The organism is Kitasatospora sp. NPDC048194 (assembly GCF_043202455.1).
Taxonomy (GTDB): domain Bacteria; phylum Actinomycetota; class Actinomycetes; order Streptomycetales; family Streptomycetaceae; genus Kitasatospora.
In genome coordinates this window covers 52,772-69,242 of record NZ_JBIDAK010000008.1, presented here as the reverse complement: position 1 = coordinate 69,242, position 16,471 = coordinate 52,772, and the positions used below count along the sequence as shown (strand labels likewise).

Annotated in this window: 16 protein-coding genes; 12 read left to right on the top strand and 4 right to left on the bottom strand. The window is 74.9% G+C overall.

Annotated features, from left to right (window positions below; translation table 11 throughout):
* The first annotated feature begins 7 nt into the window (after positions 1-7).
* The 3 genes from hydA to ACGF07_RS12840 all read left to right on the top strand — a co-directional run bounded on the left by hydA (position 8) and on the right by ACGF07_RS12840 (position 4,375).
* On the top strand, positions 8-1,438 hold the full coding sequence (gene hydA, locus ACGF07_RS12850; RefSeq protein ID WP_392897907.1) for a dihydropyrimidinase: 1,431 nt from the start codon (positions 8-10) through the stop codon (positions 1,436-1,438).
* Positions 1,439-1,514: 76 nt separating this feature from the next.
* Complete coding sequence (locus ACGF07_RS12845; protein WP_392897905.1) at positions 1,515-2,528, top strand: TIGR03842 family LLM class F420-dependent oxidoreductase; 1,014 nt, start codon at positions 1,515-1,517, stop codon at positions 2,526-2,528.
* A gap of 218 nt (positions 2,529-2,746) precedes the next feature.
* A complete protein-coding gene (locus ACGF07_RS12840; RefSeq protein ID WP_392897903.1) occupies positions 2,747-4,375 on the top strand; it encodes an NCS1 family nucleobase:cation symporter-1 in 1,629 nt (542 codons plus the stop codon).
* A gap of 22 nt (positions 4,376-4,397) precedes the next feature.
* Here ACGF07_RS12840 and ACGF07_RS12835 read toward each other — a convergent pair whose 3' ends face one another.
* Positions 4,398-5,648: a glycosyltransferase gene (locus tag ACGF07_RS12835; protein ID WP_392897900.1), complete on the bottom strand. Its 1,251-nt coding sequence runs from the start codon at positions 5,646-5,648 to the stop codon at positions 4,398-4,400.
* Positions 5,649-5,830: 182 nt separating this feature from the next.
* Between ACGF07_RS12835 and ACGF07_RS12830 the strand changes: the two genes are divergently transcribed.
* Positions 5,831-6,097 (top strand): GlsB/YeaQ/YmgE family stress response membrane protein, encoded by a 267-nt coding sequence (locus ACGF07_RS12830; RefSeq protein WP_350736406.1) that lies wholly within the window; start codon positions 5,831-5,833, stop codon positions 6,095-6,097.
* Positions 6,098-6,181: 84 nt separating this feature from the next.
* Here the strand turns inward: ACGF07_RS12830 and ACGF07_RS12825 are convergent, their stop codons facing one another.
* The 3 genes from ACGF07_RS12825 to ACGF07_RS12815 all read right to left on the bottom strand — a co-directional run bounded on the left by ACGF07_RS12825 (position 6,182) and on the right by ACGF07_RS12815 (position 8,875).
* Positions 6,182-7,099, bottom strand: a complete 918-nt coding sequence (locus tag ACGF07_RS12825; protein WP_392897897.1) for an ADP-ribosylglycohydrolase family protein — start codon at positions 7,097-7,099, stop codon at positions 6,182-6,184.
* 108 nt (positions 7,100-7,207) lie between these two features.
* Positions 7,208-7,795: a TetR family transcriptional regulator gene (locus ACGF07_RS12820; protein WP_392897894.1), complete on the bottom strand. Its 588-nt coding sequence runs from the start codon at positions 7,793-7,795 to the stop codon at positions 7,208-7,210.
* A 66-nt stretch (positions 7,796-7,861) separates the two neighbouring features.
* Entirely contained in the window at positions 7,862-8,875 is a 1,014-nt protein-coding gene (locus ACGF07_RS12815; protein WP_350736415.1) for an aldo/keto reductase, read from the bottom strand.
* Positions 8,876-9,131: 256 nt separating this feature from the next.
* Here ACGF07_RS12815 and ACGF07_RS12810 point away from each other — a divergent pair, with 256 nt between their 5' ends.
* The 8 genes from ACGF07_RS12810 to paaE all read left to right on the top strand — a co-directional run bounded on the left by ACGF07_RS12810 (position 9,132) and on the right by paaE (position 16,419).
* A complete protein-coding gene (locus ACGF07_RS12810; protein WP_392897891.1) occupies positions 9,132-9,323 on the top strand; it encodes a hypothetical protein in 192 nt (63 codons plus the stop codon).
* Positions 9,320-9,979 carry a response regulator gene (locus ACGF07_RS12805; RefSeq protein ID WP_392897888.1) on the top strand — a complete coding sequence of 220 codons (660 nt, stop codon included), beginning with the start codon at positions 9,320-9,322 and terminating at the stop codon, positions 9,977-9,979. Before ACGF07_RS12810 ends, ACGF07_RS12805 begins: the two co-directional genes overlap by 4 nt.
* A gap of 650 nt (positions 9,980-10,629) precedes the next feature.
* Positions 10,630-12,003, top strand: coding sequence for a M20 family metallopeptidase (locus ACGF07_RS12800; protein ID WP_350736424.1), 1,374 nt, complete (start codon positions 10,630-10,632; stop codon positions 12,001-12,003).
* Positions 12,004-12,397: 394 nt separating this feature from the next.
* Positions 12,398-13,378: a 1,2-phenylacetyl-CoA epoxidase subunit PaaA gene (gene paaA / locus ACGF07_RS12795; protein ID WP_392897885.1), complete on the top strand. Its 981-nt coding sequence runs from the start codon at positions 12,398-12,400 to the stop codon at positions 13,376-13,378.
* A gap of 83 nt (positions 13,379-13,461) precedes the next feature.
* Positions 13,462-13,728, top strand: coding sequence for a 1,2-phenylacetyl-CoA epoxidase subunit PaaB (paaB, locus tag ACGF07_RS12790; protein WP_217680971.1), 267 nt, complete (start codon positions 13,462-13,464; stop codon positions 13,726-13,728).
* Positions 13,712-14,644 (top strand): 1,2-phenylacetyl-CoA epoxidase subunit PaaC, encoded by a 933-nt coding sequence (paaC, locus tag ACGF07_RS12785; RefSeq protein ID WP_392897882.1) that lies wholly within the window; start codon positions 13,712-13,714, stop codon positions 14,642-14,644. Before paaB ends, paaC begins: the two co-directional genes overlap by 17 nt.
* The gene (gene paaD / locus ACGF07_RS12780) at positions 14,638-15,180 is read left to right on the top strand and encodes a 1,2-phenylacetyl-CoA epoxidase subunit PaaD (RefSeq protein ID WP_392897879.1); all 543 of its coding nucleotides are present in this window, start codon (positions 14,638-14,640) and stop codon (positions 15,178-15,180) included. The genes paaC and paaD overlap by 7 nt, the downstream gene beginning before the upstream one ends.
* Positions 15,181-16,419, top strand: coding sequence for a 1,2-phenylacetyl-CoA epoxidase subunit PaaE (gene paaE / locus ACGF07_RS12775; protein WP_392897876.1), 1,239 nt, complete (start codon positions 15,181-15,183; stop codon positions 16,417-16,419).
* The last annotated feature ends 52 nt before the right edge of the window (positions 16,420-16,471 follow it).

Below are 16,471 nucleotides of genomic sequence, written 5' to 3'. Positions count from 1 at the left end.
CACCGCGATGACCACCCGCGACCCGCACCAGCGCACCGTCATCCGCGGCGGCCTCGTCATCACCGCCACCGACGAGCTCCACGCCGACGTCCTGATCGAGGGCGAGCGCATCGCCGCCCTGGCCGCCACCGGCAGCGCGGCCGCCGGGGCCTGGACCGCCGACACCGTCATCGACGCCACCGGCCAGTACGTCATCCCGGGCGGCGTCGACGCCCACACCCACATGGAACTGCCCTTCGGCGGCACCGCGGCCTCCGACACCTTCGAGACCGGCACCCGCGCCGCCGCCTGGGGCGGCACCACCACCATCGTGGACTTCGCCGTCCAACCCGTCGGCGGCTCACTGCGCGAGGGCCTGGACACCTGGCACGCCAAGGCCGAGGGCAACTGCGCGATCGACTACGCCTTCCACACCATCGTCTCCGACGTCAACGACGCCGTCCTCAAGGAGATGGACGCGCTCGTCGACTCCGGCGAGTCCACCTCCTTCAAGCTGTTCATGGCCTACCCCGGCGTCTTCTACAGCGACGACGGCCGCATCCTGCGCGCCATGCAGCGCGGTGCCGCCAACGGCGGGCTGATCATGATGCACGCGGAGAACGGCATCGCCATCGACGTCCTGGTCGAACAGGCCCTCGCCGCCGGGCGCACCGCCCCCCGCTACCACGGCGAGGTCCGCCGCGAGCTGCTGGAGGCCGAGGCCACCCACCGGGCGATCAAGCTGGCCCAGGTCGCCGGCAGCCCGCTGTACGTGGTGCACGTCTCCGCCGCCTCCGCCCTGGAGGAACTCGCCCGGGCCCGCGACACCGGGCTCAACGTCTTCGGCGAGACCTGCCCCCAGTACCTCTTCCTCTCCACCGACAACCTCGCCGAGGAGGGCGCGGACGGCTTCGAGGGCGCCAAGTACGTGTGCAGCACGCCGCTGCGGCCCCGCGAGCACCAGGCGGCGCTCTGGCGCGGACTGCGCACCAACGACCTCCAGGTGGTCTCCACCGACCACTGCCCGTTCTGCTACGTCGGCCAGAAGGAGCTCGGTCGCGGCGACTTCTCGAAGATCCCCAACGGCCTCCCCGGCGTGGAGAACCGGATGGACCTGCTCCACCAGGCCGTGGTGGACGGGCACATCGGCCGGCGCCGCTGGATCGAGATCGCCTGCACCACCCCGGCCCGGATGTTCGGCCTGTACCCGCGCAAGGGCACCGTCGCCCCGGGCGCCGACGCCGACCTGGTGGTCTACGACCCCACCGCGGTGCAGACCGTCTCCGCCGCCACCCACCACATGAACGTGGACTACTCGGCATACGAGGGCCGCCGACTGACCGGCCGGGCCCGGACGGTGCTCTCGCGCGGCACCGTCGTCCTCGACGACGGCCGCTGGCTCGGCCGCGCCGGGCACGGCGCCTTCCTGCGCCGCGACACCTGCCAGTACCTGACCTGACCCCCTCCCCTCCCGCCCCGGGGCCGCGCGGTGCGCGTCGGCCCCGGGCGCCCTCCCCACCCCTCCCGGAGCACCCATGGACATCGGCCTCGTCCTGCAGACCGACCCGCCCGCCCGCCTGCTCATCGACCGGATGATCCGCGCCGAGCGGGCCGGGTTCAGCCACGGCTGGACCTTCGACTCCTGCGTGCTGTGGCAGGAGCCCTTCGTCATCTACAGCCGCATCCTCGCCGAGACCGAGCGGCTGACCGTCGGCCCGATGGTCACCAACCCCTCCACCCGCACCTGGGAGGTCACCGCCTCCCTCTTCGCCACGCTCAACGACATGTACGGCAACCGCACCGTCTGCGGCATCGGCCGCGGCGACTCCGCCATGCGGGTCGCCGGACGCCGGCCCGCCACCCTCGACTGGCTCTCCCACGCCATGCACGCCATCAAGGAGTTGGCCGAAGGGCGCACCGTCGAGGTGGACGGCACCGAGATGCACCTGCCCTGGGTGCGCCCCGGCGCCGCGCTGCCGGTGTGGATGGGCGCCTACGGGCCGAAGGCGCTCGCGCTGACCGGGCGCCAGGCCGACGGGTTCATCCTGCAGCTGGCCGACCCGTACCTCACCGAGTACATGGTCAAGGCCGTCCGCGCCGCTGCCGCCGACGCGGGCCGGGACCCGTCCTCGGTCACCGTGTGCGTCGCGGCACCCGCGTACGTCACCGCCGACGACTCGCCCGACGCGCTCGCCCACGCCAGGGAGCAGTGCCGCTGGTTCGGCGGGATGGTCGGCAACCACGTCGCCGACCTGGTCGCGCACTACGGCGAGCACTCCGACCTGGTGCCCGACGCGCTCACCGACTACATCAAGGACCGCCAGGGCTACGACTACAGCCACCACGGCCGGGCCGGGAACCCCGACACGGCCTTCGTCCCGGACGGGATCGTCGACCGCTTCTGCCTGCTCGGCCCGGTGGAGGCCCACCGGGCCCGGCTGGCGGAGCTCCGCTCGCTGGGCGTCGACCAGTTCGCCGTCTACGCCATGCACGACGCGGTCGAGAGCACCATCGACGCCTACGGGACGGACGTGATCCCCCACCTCTGACCCACCGCTTCTGATCCACCGCTTCCGATCCACCACCGCCTGATCCGCCACCCGCCCGATCCGTCACCCCGCCCGATCCGCCACCGCTGCTGTGCGGCCCGCCACCGCCGGGCCGCCGCGGCCGGACCGTCCCCTCCGGGCCGCCCCCGGAACGGTCCTTCCGCTGCTCCACCGAGTGCTCCATCCGCTGATCCCCGCGCATCAGACGGGAGTTGCCCATGACCGACACCGCGACCAGCGGCGGCAGCCAGCTGCAGCACCCCGACGGCCGGGTCGAACTCGACCCGGCCGCCGGTGAGTTGCCTCCGAACGGTTTCACCAGCGAGGACCTGAGGCCGGTCCCGGTGCGACGGCGCACCTGGACCACCTACAACTTCCTGGCGCTCTGGGTCGGCATGGCCCACAACATCCCCTCCTGGACGCTGGCTTCGGGCCTGGTCGCGATCGGCATGGACTGGAAGCAGGCGGTGCTCACCATCGCACTCGCCAACCTGGTCGTGCTGGTCCCGATGCTGCTCTCCGGCCACGCCGGCACCAAGTACGGCATCCCGTTCCCGGTGTTCGCCCGGGCCTCCTTCGGCCTGCGCGGTGCCAACCTGCCCGCGCTCCTCCGGGCCGCGGTGGCCTGCGCCTGGTTCGGCATCCAGACCTGGATCGGCGGGGAGGGGATCTTCCTGCTGGCGGGCCGGCTGCTCGGCGAACGCTGGCGCACCGCAGCGGAGTTCGGCGGCCACCCGTGGACGCAGTGGCTGTCCTTCCTGGTGTTCTGGCTGATCGAGATGGTCATCATCGCCCGCGGGATGGAGGCGCTGCGGCGCTTCGAGAACTGGGCGGCGCCGTTCGTCGTCGTCGGCGCGCTGGCGCTGCTGGTGTGGATCTCCGTCAAGGCGGGCGGGCTGGGGCCGCTGCTCTCCCAGCCGTCGCGGCTCGGGTGGGGCGGCGGGTTCTGGAAGGTCTTCTTCCCGTCCCTGATGGGCATGATCGGCTTCTGGTCGACGCTGTCGCTGAACATCCCGGACTTCACCCGCTTCGGCGGCAGCCAGCGGGCCCAGATACGCGGGCAGGCGCTCGGCCTGCCGACCACGATGACGCTCTTCGCCCTGCTGTCGGTGCTGGTCACCTCGGGCTCCGAGGCGGTCTACGGAGTGCCGGTCTGGGACCCGATCGAGCTGGCGGCGAAGATGGAGAACCCGGCGGCCGTCCTGTTCGCGCTGGTGACGGTCCTGGTCGCGACGCTGTCGGTGAACATCGCCGCGAACGTCGTCTCCCCGGCCTACGACCTGGCCAACCTGCTGCCCCGGTTCGTCAACTTCCGCACCGGGGCTTTGATCACCGGGGTGGTGGGGATCGCGATCTTCCCGTGGAAGCTGATCGCCGACCCGCACGTGTACATCTTCGTCTGGCTGGGGGTCGTCGGCGGCCTGCTCGGCACGGTCGCCGGGGTGCTGATCGCGGACTACTGGGTCCTGCGCCGCACCCGGCTCCGACTCGCCGACCTCTACCGGCCGTTCGGCGCGTACTGGTACGCCGCCGGGTGGAACTGGCGAGCGGTCGTCGCGCTGCTGGTCGGCGGCCTGCTGGCGGTCGGCGGCTCGTACTCGGCCGTCGACGGGCACGGGGTCAAGCAGGGCCCGTTCCCGGTGGACGGGCTCGTCCCCGTCCTCAAGCCGCTCGCCGACTACGGCTGGGCGGTCGGCTTCGCGGCGGCCTCGGTGCTGTACCTGCTGCTCAGCGGGGTGCCGGGCGGCCGGCGGCGGGGACCGGGGCGGCACGCGGCGGATGCCGCCGGCCCGCGCCGGGGGCCTGTCGGGCGGGTGCCGGACGAAGCGCTGACGGACGAGAGCTGAGCGCTCCGCCGGCGGGCCCTCGTCATCCGGCGGACGCCGCACCCTCCCGCTCGACCGCGGCCAGGACCTTCGCGGCCCCGTCCTCGGCGGCGAGCGCCTCGGCGACGGCCCGGGCCCGGGCGCGGTAGCGGGGGTCGTCCACGGTCCGGCGGACCGCGGCGGCCAGCCGGGTGGGAGTGAGGGTGCGCAGCGGCACCGGACCGGGGGTGACACCGAGCCCGGTCAGGCGGGCGGACCAGAAGGGGGCGTCGAGCTGGGCGGTCACCGGGACGGTCGGGGTGCCGGAGCGGAGGACAGCGGCCGTGGTGCCCGCACCCGCGTGGTGGACGACGGCGGCGGTGCGGGGGAACAGCCACTCGTGCGGGGTGTCGCCGATGGTCAGTACGGACTCCGAGTCCTCGGCGGCCAGCCCGCTCCAGCCGGACTGCAGCAGCACGCGCACCCGGGCGATCCGCGCGGCGGCGAGGACGGCCTGGGTGAGCCGCTCGGGCTCGGGCACGACCAGGCTGCCGAAGCCGACGAAGACCGGCGCCGGACCGGCGGCGAGGAACGCGAGCAACCGGGCGGGCGGCTGCCAGTCGGTGCGCTCGGGCGGCCACCAGTAGCCGGCCACGTCCAGTCGGGGGTGCCAGTCGCCGGGACGGGGGACGACCCGTGGCGAGAAGCCGTGCAGCACGGCCTGGTCGCGCCGGGCGCGGGCGACGCCCAGCGGCGGCAGCCCGAGCTGTCGCCGCAGGGCGCGGACGGCCGGGGCGAACAACTGGTCGGTCGCGGCTTGGACGGCGTGCCCGGCGAGCAGGTTGCCGGGCCCGCCGAGTGACCGGGTGCCGGTGACGGCGGGGGCGAACTCCGCGGTGGGGGAGAGCGGTTGCAGGTGGAGTCCGAGAGTGGGGACGCCGGCCGCCTCGGCGGCCACCTGCCCGAGTGCGCCGGTGGTGCTCGTGGTGAGCAGCAGATCGGTGCCGAGCGCCGTCGCCTCGGCGATGCCCTCGCCGAGGGCGGGCATGAACCTCCGGCCCAGCCGCAGGAGCTGCAGGACGGCCCGGGGCCCGCTGCCGGCCCGCAGCAGCCGCCGGCCTCCGGCCGAGGCGAGTTCGGCGCGCGGGTCGACCGGCAGCGGGCGGAACTCCAGCCCGGCGGCCCGCACCGACTCGGCGAAGGTGGCGTGGGTGGCGACGGCCACCTGATGCCCGGCCGTGCGCAGGCGGACACCGAGCCCGGTGAAGGGGTCGACGTCGCCCCGGGAGCCGGCGGCGGCGATCAGGATGCGCATGGCCGCAGTATCGCGACGCGGGCGGTCCGCCGGAAGAACGCCACGCGCGGACCGGTCGGCCGGGCACGGCCGGATCGCAGCACCCCGTCCCGGGCGGCGGAACCGGGCCGCGGACGGCGGCGTCCTTCGGAGCAGAGCGCGCGGGACGGGGCCGCCGCGCCGTGGACGGGAGGGACGGACGGATGAGCATCATCGCGTGGATCGTGCTGGGCCTGGTGGCGGGTGCCCTGGCCAAGCTGCTGCTGCCCGGGAGGGACCCGGGCGGTCTGATCGTGACGACCCTGATCGGCATCGCCGGTTCCTTCGTCGGCGGCTGGATCGCGTCGCACTTCCTGCACAGGTCGATCTCGGCGCGCTTCTTCGACGGTCCGACCTGGGTGTCGGCCATCGGCGGGGCGCTGGTGCTGCTGATCGCCTACCGGCTGGTCTTCGGCAACTCGCGGCGGTGACGCCCCGGTTGCGGACCCCCTGACAGGGCCGGCCCCTTCGGGGGGAGGGGCCGGCCCGTACCTCCGACCTCCGGCGCAGGCCGGTCAGGAGGAGGTCGACACCTCGGCGACCCAGTCCGGCAGTTCCTCGCGGGCGGCCAGCCAGGCCGGCGGGACGTCGGCGAGCCCGGTGCGGGCGGCGACCACCCCGGCGGCGATGGCGCAGGTGGTGTCCGTGTCGCCGCCGCCCGCCACGGTGTGCCAGATCGCCTCGGGCAGCGAGTCCAGGTGCCCGGCGGCGGACCACAGGGCGAACGGGACGGTGTCGGGGGCGGAGATCAGGAGCCCGGAGCCGAGCACCGCGGCCGCGTGCCGGACGCTGGTGCGGTCGGGCATCCGGGCCGCGATCCGCAGGCCGGAGCGGACCTCGCTGTCCGGCAGCCGCCCGGCGATCTCGGTGAGCAGTTCCGCCCGACCGGGGGCGCGCCGGCCCCGGGTGCGGACGGCGAGCGCCGCCGCGAGCGCGACCGCCACCGCCCCGGCGACCGCCTCGGGGTGGAAGTGCGTGGTGAGTGCCTGGAGTTCGGCCTGCCGCACGGTCTCGTCCAGGTCGTCGGCGAACCAGGCGCCCAGCGGCGCCACCCGCATCGCGGCGCCGTTCCCGTACGACCCGTGGCCCTCGAACTGGCTCGAGGTGATGGCGCGCCAGTCCCCGCCGGAGCCGATGCCGCGCAGCACCCGGTGCATCGCCGGACCGTAGTCGCGGTGGTACTCCCGGCCGTACTCCGCGGCGAAGTCCCCGGCCAGCGCGTCCTGCCGGACCTCGCCCCAGGTGATCAGGTGGCGGACCAGGACGAGGGCCATCGCGGTGTCGTCGGTCCAGGGCCAGGGCGCCGGGCGGAGCGTGCGGACGGCCAGTGCGTCGGACAGCTCGTCGATCGGGACGGAGAACCACCGGTCGCCGAAGGCGTCGCCGAGGGCGAGCCCCTGCAGGCTGTCCAGGGCCGGGTCGGCCGCTCGCATGTCATCCTCCAGGTGGGGTCGACGGTGTGCCCGCCGGTCTGCCCGGCGGGCGGGCTGCCGGCGACCGGATACCACCCCGGCCGCCGTCAACGTGTGTGTGGCGTGGCGTCAGTTCCCCTTCAGGCCGCCGAGCACGAGCTTCCAGACGGCCTCGAAGCGCTCGTCGGCCGTCGGCTCGGACCAGGTGGACGCATAGGCCGGGTCGTGGAAGGGGGCGGTGGCATCGAAGACGGCGCGGGAGGTGGCGAGGACGTCGGCGGGCGCGAACTCCTCGCCGTCCACGCCGGCCTGGACGATCTGCGCGATCTGCCTGACCAGGGTGTCGATGTGCGCCGCGACGGTGCCGCTGTTCTCCGCCACCAGCACCATGTAGGTGGCGAACAGCTCCGGGTCGTCCAGCGCCTTCCTCCGCTTGGCCGCGAACAGCGCGGTCAGCCAGCGCCTGAGGCGTTCGGCGGCGGCGCCGCCGTCGAGGGAGATCGTCTCCAGCTCGTGGTGCGCCTGGTCGAGCCAGCGCTGGGTGACCGCCTCGCGCAGGGCGGCCTTGCTGGGGAAGTGCCGGTAGACGCTGCTGTGGCTGACGCCGAGCTCGCGGGAGACGTCCACGACGGTGGCCTTGGCCGGGCCGAACCGCCGGAGGACGTCCTCCGCCGCGATCAGGATCTGCTCGGCGGTGAGTGCGGTGTCCGTGGTCACGGGGAGGGCCGTCCTTAGGGTCGTGCGGTCGGGTGGTGCTCGGGGTGGTGCTCGGTGCCGGACCGGTCAGCGCTCACTGTCCAGATGGGCCATCTGCGCGGCAGCGTACCGGTCGCCGGCGGCGGCACCGGCGGGCACGGCCGCCTCGATCGCGGCGAGGTCCTCCGTGGTCAGCGTGAGGTCCTGCGCGCCGAGCGCCTCGGTCAGGCGGTCCCGGCGGCGGGCGCCGACCAGCGGCACGATGTCCGCCCCGCGCGAGGCGACCCAGGCGATGGCGACCTGGGCGACGCTCGCGTCCTTGGCGCCGGCGACCCGGCGCAGGGCTTCGACGAGCGCGAGGTTGTGGGTCAGGTTGTCGCCCTGGAAGCGGGGGCTGCGGCCGCGGAAGTCGGTCCCGTCGAGCGGACGCTCCGGGTTCCAGTGGCCGCTGAGCAGGCCGCGGGAGAGCACGCCGTACGCGGTGACGCCGATGCCGAGTTCGCGGGCGGCGGGCAGCACGGTGTCCTCGATGGAGCGGGAGAGCAGCGAGTACTCGATCTGGAGGTCGCTGATCGGGTGGACGGCGGCGGCGCGGCGCAGGGTGTCGGCACCGACCTCGGACAGCCCGATGTGGCGGACGTAGCCGGCCTTCACCAGGTCGGCGATGGCCCCGACGGTCTCCTCGATCGGGACCTTCGGGTCGAGGCGGGCCGGGCGGTAGACGTCGACGTGGTCGGTGCGCAGGCGGCGCAGGGTGTAGGCGAGCGCGGTCTTGGTGGCCGCCGGGCTCGCGTCGTAGCCGAGCCACTGGCCGTGCGGGTCGCGCTGGGCGCCGAACTTCACGCTGATCTGCACGCTCTCGCGGTCGCGGCCGCGCAGCGCCTCGTGGATCAGCAGCTCGTTGTGGCCCATGCCGTAGAAGTCGCCGGTGTCGAGGAGGGTGATCCCGGCGTCCAGGGCGGCGTGGATGGTGGCGATGCTCTCCGCCTCGTCGGCCGGTCCGTACAGGTCGGACATGCCCATGCAGCCGAGGCCGAGGGCGGAGGTGACGAGCCCGGAGGTGCCGAGCGCGCGCTGTGCGGGACGGGTGGTCGCAGCCATGAGTACTCCAGGGGCGGACGTGCGGCGCCGGGTGGCGCCGGGGCGGTGTGACTCCGGTCTCACCACTGTGACACACCGCGAACAGATTTCAAAGTCTGTTCGCTGTCCTTTGTCGGATGAACGTTGAAACCCGTCCCCGATCGGTGCCGCGCCGCCGCCCGGCGGGGGCCCGACTTCGAAGCTCCGCCTGCGGGGTCCGAGGACGGGCCCTAGCATCGAGCGGACCGGTCGGTGAACGGGTGAGGGGAGGGGGCCGGTGCGCAGAGGTCCGCTCGGCCGGTCGGGCCCCGGCCGACCCCGGACCGCCGACCGCCGAATCCTCTGCCGGGCCGCCGCCCTGGCCGCCGGCCCCGCGGTCACCAGCCCCGCAGGCCTCGGCCCCGCGGGCATCAGCCCCGCAGGCCTCGGCCCCGCCGCCACCGACCTCCAGCCCGAGGACGCCGCATGATCCGCACGATGGTCGTCGACGACGACGCGCCGGTGCGTCTCGCCCTGGCCGACCGCCTCGCCCAGGACCCGTCCCTGACCGTGGTCGCCGAGGCCGCCGACGGGTTGCGGGCCGTGGAACTCGCCCGGGGCCGACGGATCGACGTCGCGCTGATGGACCTCCGGATGCCCGGGCTCGACGGCATCGCCGCCACCCGGCGGCTGCGCGAACTGCCCGACGGCCCGCGGGTCATCGTGCTCACCACCGCCGATCCGGACGAGTCCGTGTACCGGGCGCTCGCCGCCGGGGCCGACGGCTTCCTGCCCAAGGACACCCCGGCCGCCGAGCTCGCCCGGGCCGTCCACGTGGTCTGCGGCGCCCAGGAGATGCTGCACCCGGCCGCCGTGCTGCGGCTGATCGACCGCTACCACCGCGTCGCCGCGCCCGGGTCGGTCACCGCCCGCAGCCGGATCGCCGGCCTCACCCCGCGAGAGACCGACGTGCTCCGCGAACTCGCCGACGGGCTGTCCAACGCCGAGATGGCGGGCGCGTTGGGCATGCGGGAGTGCACCGTCAAGGCGCACGTCGGCCGGATCCTGACCGCGCTCGGTGTCGACGACCGCGTCCGGGCCGCGCTGCTCGCGCGGGATGCCGGGCTGATCGCGGACGGCGTCTGACGGCGGGCGCTCGGAAGGGCGGGGCGGGGCGCAGCGTCGGACGGTGTCCGTACGGACGGGTCCCCGGCGGCGGGCCGGGCGGCGGTCCGGGCTTCCCTGAGCCGTCGCGTGCCCCCGGTTGGTACCGCCCGCTGAGCCGCTGTCACCCATCCGGCGTGGAATTGCCGTGCCTTGGCGGTTTGCGCTGCCGAACCCGGGCGGCGGGTCCATGGTGGAGATGGGCGCGATCCGGCGACCGCGTCCGCGCGCCGATCCGGGCCCGAGTGCCGAGCGTCCGCCGCCGTTGTCCGACGGGTGTCCCAGGCCGGGGCCGGTACCGGCACGCTGGGAGCAGGGCCACCTCGCAGGAAACCGAACGGTTCTTCTAGGCTCACATCTCGGCTTCCCTGCGGCGGTCCGGCCTCTGCGCCCGACTCCAGGAAGCCGCCGTGCACGGCGCCCCGGGCGTACCGGGGCGCCGGATCGAGCGAGGAGGACACCATGCCAGGCACGCCGCCCAGCCGTTCCACCGCACTTGGGCCAGACGGGCCGTTCCGACCGGCCGTCCATCACCCCGGCCGACCGGTGGGGTCCGTACGGGCCTGGTACCGGGGCGGGAGCGGCCGGCCGGTACGGCCGCTGAATACCGGCGGCGGCCGCGGAGGCGAGCGTTGAGTCCCCAGATCGTCGGGTCGGCGGACGCACCGGGTGCCACCGCCGAACCCGAGCGCGTCCCGGTGACGGCTCCGGTCTCCCCGGGCGCCGACTCCCTCGCCGCTCACGCGACCCCGACGTCCCCCACCTCCGCGCCCGCGACCCCGACTTCCGCCGCCCGGACCTCCGCCGCGCCGGCCTCCACCTCCGCGACCGCGGCGCTGCCCGGTCTTCCGCAGGCGCTCAGCGCCCGAGCCCGCACCCTCGCCGGGGCCGTCCGGCGGCGCTGCGCCGACCTGGCCCGGATCGAGTCGCCGAGCGGGGACGCTCCCAGACTCGACGCGCTGGCCGAGGAGTTGGCGGCCGGCTTCCGGGCCACCGGGGCCACCGCCCGCCGCGAACCCGGGCCGGCCGGTGACCACCTGGTGCTGGAGTGGCAGGGGCGGGACGAGACCCTGCCGCACCTGCTGATCGTCGGCCACCACGACACCGTCTGGCCGGTCGGCACCCTCGCCGACTGGCCGGTCGCCGAGCAGGACGGCCGGCTCAGCGGGCCCGGCGTGGTCGACATGAAGGGCGGACTCGCCGTCCTGGAAGGCGCGTTGGCGCTGCTCGCGGATCTCGGAGAGCGGCCGCACCGCACCGTGCGGCTGGTCGTGGTCTCCGACGAGGAGGTCGGCAGTCCGGACGGGCGCCGCCTGGTCGAGCGCCAACTGCGGGGCGCGGCGGCGGTGCTGGGGCTGGAGCCGCCGCATCCGGACGGCCGGCTGAAGACGGCGCGGCGCGGCAGCACCCGGGTCCGGCTCACCGTGACCGGCCGGGAGGCCCACGCGGGCAACGACGCCCACGACGGGGTGTCGGCGGTGGACGAGCTGGTCGACCAGCTGGTGCTCGTCCGCGGCCTCGCGGGCCAGCCCGGCACCGAGCTCAACGCCGGCCGGATCTGTGGGGGTTCGCGGGCCAACGTGGTGGCCGGCCGGGCCGAGGCGGAGCTCGGCCTGCGGTTCGCCACGGCCGAGGCGCAGCGCCGTACGCTGGACAACCTCGCCCGGCTGACCGCGCTGCGACCCGGCGCGCGGGTGCGGACGGAGGTGCTGTCCAGCCGCCCGGCCTGGCCGGAGCGGACCGGCAACCCGCTGCTGCGGCACGTGCGTTCGCTCGCCGCGGTGCTCGGGCAGCAGGTGGACGGCGCCCCGGCGGGCGGGGCCGGTGACACCAATCTGCCGGGCTCGCGGGGCCTGCCGACACTGGACGGTTTCGGCGCGGTGGGCGCCGGCGCCCACGCCCGGCACGAGTACATCCGGCTGGACCAGCTCGCTCCCCGGATCGCCCTGCTCGCGGCCCTGCTGGCGGTGCCGCTGCCGCGGCTGCGGGACCGCGTGGAGGGCTGAGGCGGCGGGCTGAATCGAAGGGCTGAGCGGCCTAGCCGGGAAGCCTGGCGGCCGACGGCGCCGAGGGCGGACGGCCGGCGGCAGCGCGCCGACCGATCGCGGCGGCCGGATCGCGGCGGCCGGATCGGGACGAACGGGTCGCGGTCGGCGGATCACGGCCAGGGGGTCGCACAGCCCGTGGATCGCGGTCGACGGATCGCAGCTGACGGAGTACGGATCCCGTCGGCTGCGATCCGTTTCCCGTGCGCCCGCCCATGATCCGCCGGTCCCTTGCCATCCCGCGGCCTCGCCACGCACAATGGTACCGACCGAACGGTCAGTCGGTTGGCGTCCGGCGCCGGCGCGGGCCAGCCCGGCGCGGGACAGCGCAGCGGGAACACGAGAGGGGACCGTGGTGACAACAGAGGTGACCGAGGCGATCCCCGCACAGTCGCCGGAGGACCGCTTCGAGGCGGTGATCTCCGCCGAGCAGCGGATCGAGCCCAGGGACTGGATGCCCGACGCCTACCGGGCCACCCTGATCCGCCAGATCGCCCAGCACGCCCACTCCGAGATCATCGGCATGCAGCCCGAGGGCAACTGGCTCACCCGCGCGCCCTCGCTGCGCCGCAAGGCCATCCTGCTCGCCAAGGCCCAGGACGAGGCCGGCCACGGCCTCTACCTCTACGCCGCCGCCGAGACCCTCGGCGTCGACCGCGCCGAGCTCACCGAGAAGCTGATCAGCGGCCGCCAGAAGTACTCCTCGATCTTCAACTACCCCACCCTCACCTTCGCCGACGTCGGCGTGATCGGCTGGCTGGTGGACGGTGCCGCGATCTGCAACCAGGTACCGCTCTGCCGCTGCAGCTACGGCCCCTACGCCCGCGCCATGGTGCGGATCTGCAAGGAGGAGTCCTTCCACCAGCGCCAGGGCTACGAGCTGCTGATGACCCTGATGCGCGGCACCGAGGCCCAGCGCCGGATGGTCCAGGACGCCGTCGACCGCTGGTGGTGGCCGTCGCTGATGATGTTCGGGCCCCCGGACGCCGACTCGCCGAACACCGCCCGCTCGATGGCCTGGCGGATCAAGCGGCACACCAACGACGAGCTGCGGCAGCGGTTCGTGGACATGACCGTCCCGCAGGCCGAGCACCTGGGCGTCACCCTCCCGGACCCCGAGCTGCGCTGGAACGAGGAGCGCGGCGGCTGGGACTTCGGCGAGCCGGACTGGTCCGAGCTGACCAGGGTCATCCACGGCCAGGGCCCCTGCAACGCCCAGCGGATCGACCGCCGACGGGCCGCCCACGAGGACGGCGCCTGGGTGCGCGAGGCGGCCGCCGCCTACGCCGCCAAGCGCGCCGCCGAGCAGCACACCGAACAGGAGAGCGGAAAGTGACCGAGCCCAAGGCCGGGTCCACGGCAGAGCCCACGGCCGGATCCCCGGCAGCGCCCACCGCCGGGGCCAAGGCGGCCTGGCCGCTGTACGAGGTGTTCGTACGCCCCCGGCGCGGCCTGAACCACGTCCACGTCGGCTCGCTGCACGCGTCCGACGACCGGATGGCGCTGCTCGCCGCCCGGGACCTGTACACCCGCCGCAACGAGGGCGTCAGCCTCTGGGTGGTCCGCTCGGACGCGATCACCGCCTCGACCCCGGACGAGCGTGACCCGTTCTTCGAGCCCAGCGGCGACAAGGTCTACCGCCACCCGACCTTCTACGACATCCCCGAGGATGTCCCGCACATCTGACGGGGGAGCCACCGTGCACGACCACACCGCGTCCACCGAGGACGACCACGTCTACCTCAGCCTCACCGACGCCACGCCCGGCCCCGAGGGCGAGGGCCGCTGGGCCTACGGGACGGGCTTCGCCGACCCGCTGCTCGGCGTGGACACCGCCCTGCCCGCCGGACTGGACGGCGCCGACCTCGCCGCCTACTGCCAGATGCTCGGCGACGACGCCCTCATCCTCGCCCAGCGGCTGATCGAGTGGTGCACCCGGGCGCCGGAGCTGGAGGAGGAGGTCGCGCTCGCGAACCTCGGCCTCGACCTGCTCGGCCAGGCCCGCCTGCTGCTCACCCGGGCCGGCCAGGCGGACGGCTCCGGCCGTACCGAGGACGACCTGGCGTACTGGCGGGACGAGCACGAGTTCCGCAACGTCCGCCTGGTCGAGGCGCCGAACGGCGACTTCGCGTACTCCGTCGCCCGGCTGCTGCTGTTCGCCACCGCCCGCGGCGCCCTCTACGAGGCGCTGGGCAGCCACCCGGACCCGGTACTGGCCGCGGTCGCCACCCGGGGCGTCAAGGAGCTCGCCTACCACCGCGAGTACGCCACCGCCTGGACGCTGCGGCTCGGCGACGGCACGCCGCACTCGGCGGAGCGGATGCAGGCCGGGCTGGACGCGGTGTGGCCGCTGCTGGAGGAGCTGTTCACCGGGCACCCGGTGGAGCTGAGGGTCGGCGTCGACCCGGCGGAGCTGCGCGGACCCGTGCTGCGCTCGCTCGGCGCCGTCATCGCCGAGGCGGGGCTGACCGTGCCGGACGTCCCGCCGCTGGCCACCGTGCTCGGCCGGGCCGGCCGGGACGGGGTGCACACCGAGGCGCTCGGCCCGTTGCTGGCCGAGCTCCAGGTGGTGGCCCGCGCGCACCCCGGGGCGACGTGGTGACGGGCACCGGGACCACCACCCGCGACCTCGCCTGGTCGGTCGCCGCGGCCGTCCCGGACCCGGAGCTGCCCATGCTCACGCTGGCGGACCTGGGCGTGCTGGCCGACGTCGAGGTCGACGGCGCCGACGGCGCGGTGACCGCCTGGCTCACCCCGACCTACTCCGGCTGCCCGGCCGTCGCCGAGATGGCCGCCGACGTGGACCGCCGACTGCGCGCGGCCGGGTACCCGGAGGTCCGGGTGCGGCTGCGGCTGGACCCGCCGTGGTCCACCGACCTGATCACCCGCGAGGGCCGCCGCAAGCTCGCCGAGGCCGGGATCGCGCCGCCGCGCCCCGGCTCGGCTGCCGCCGCCGGAGGTCCCGTCCCGCTCACCCTCGGGCCCGCCCGCACCGGAGCCGCCGCCGTCCCGGTGCCCTGCCCGCAGTGCGGCGGCACCGACACGGAGGAGCTGTCCCGCTTCGGCTCCACCGCCTGCAAGGCGCTCTGGCGCTGCCGCGCCTGCCGTGAGCCCTTCGAACGCGTCAAGGAGATCTGAATGCCCGCCGCCTCTCCAGCCGCCTCCGCAGCGTCCGGGGCGTCCGCCACGTCCCCGGCCCCTGCCGACGCCGTGGACGCCGTGGACGCCGTGGACGCCGTGGACGCGCTCGACGCCGTCGACCCGCTCGACGCCGTGTCCGCCGTGCGACCGGCGCGCCGCCCGGCCTTCCACCGGCTGCGGATCGACCGGGTGGAGCGGCTCTGCGACGACGCCGTGGCGGTGACCTTCGAGGTGCCGGACGAGCTGGCGGCCGAGTACGCCTTCCGGCCCGGGCAGACCCTGACCCTGCGCAAGGTGGTGGACGGCGCCGACGAGCGCCGCTCCTACTCGATCTGCGCCCCCGTCGGCGGCCCGCTGCGGATCGCCGTCCGGGAGGTGCCCGGCGGGCTGTTCTCCCGCTGGCTGGTGCGCGAGGCCCGGCCCGGCGAGGAGGTGGAGGTCCTCACCCCGTCCGGCCTCTTCACGCCCGAGCTGGGCGTCCCCGCCGACCACGTGCTGCTCGCGGCCGGCTCCGGCATCACCCCGATGCTGTCGATCGCCGCCTCCGTCCTGGCCGCCGACCGGCGCTCCACCGTCACCCTGCTCTACGGCAACCGGCGCAGCGACACCGTGATGTTCGCGGACGAGCTGGCCGACCTGAAGGACCGCTACCTCGACCGGTTCCAGCTGGTCCACGTGCTCTCCCGGGAGACCAGGGACGCCGAACTGCTCAGCGGCCGACTGGACGGGGAGCGGGTGCGGGCGCTGCTCGCGGCGCTGGTGGACGTGGGTGGCGTCGGGCACTGGTGGCTGTGCGGCCCGTTCGGCATGGTCGCGGACGCGAAGGAACTCCTCGCCGACCTGGGCGTGCCCGGTGAGCGGGTGCACCAGGAGCTGTTCCACGCCGAGGACGAGCCGCTCGCCGAGCGCGACGAGGACGGGGAAGGCGCGGACGGCGACGCCCTGGGCGGCAGCGGAGAGCGCAGCGAGGTCACCGTCGTCCTCGACGGCCGTGGCAGCACCCTCACCCTGCCGCGCGACCGCTCGATCCTGGACGGCGCCCAGCGCTCCCGCCCCGACCTGCCGTTCGCCTGCAAGGGCGGCGTCTGCGGCACCTGCCGTGCGCTGGTCACCGAGGGCGAGGTGGACATGCGACGCAACTTCGCGCTGGAGGAGAAGGAGCTGGCGGCCGGCTACGTCCTCACCTGCCAGGCCCGCCCGGTCACCGACCGGGTGACGGTCGACTACGACCGCTGACCGGTCCGCCGAGGGAGCCGGCGCCCGGCAGGGTCCCTCGAACGGGAGCTGC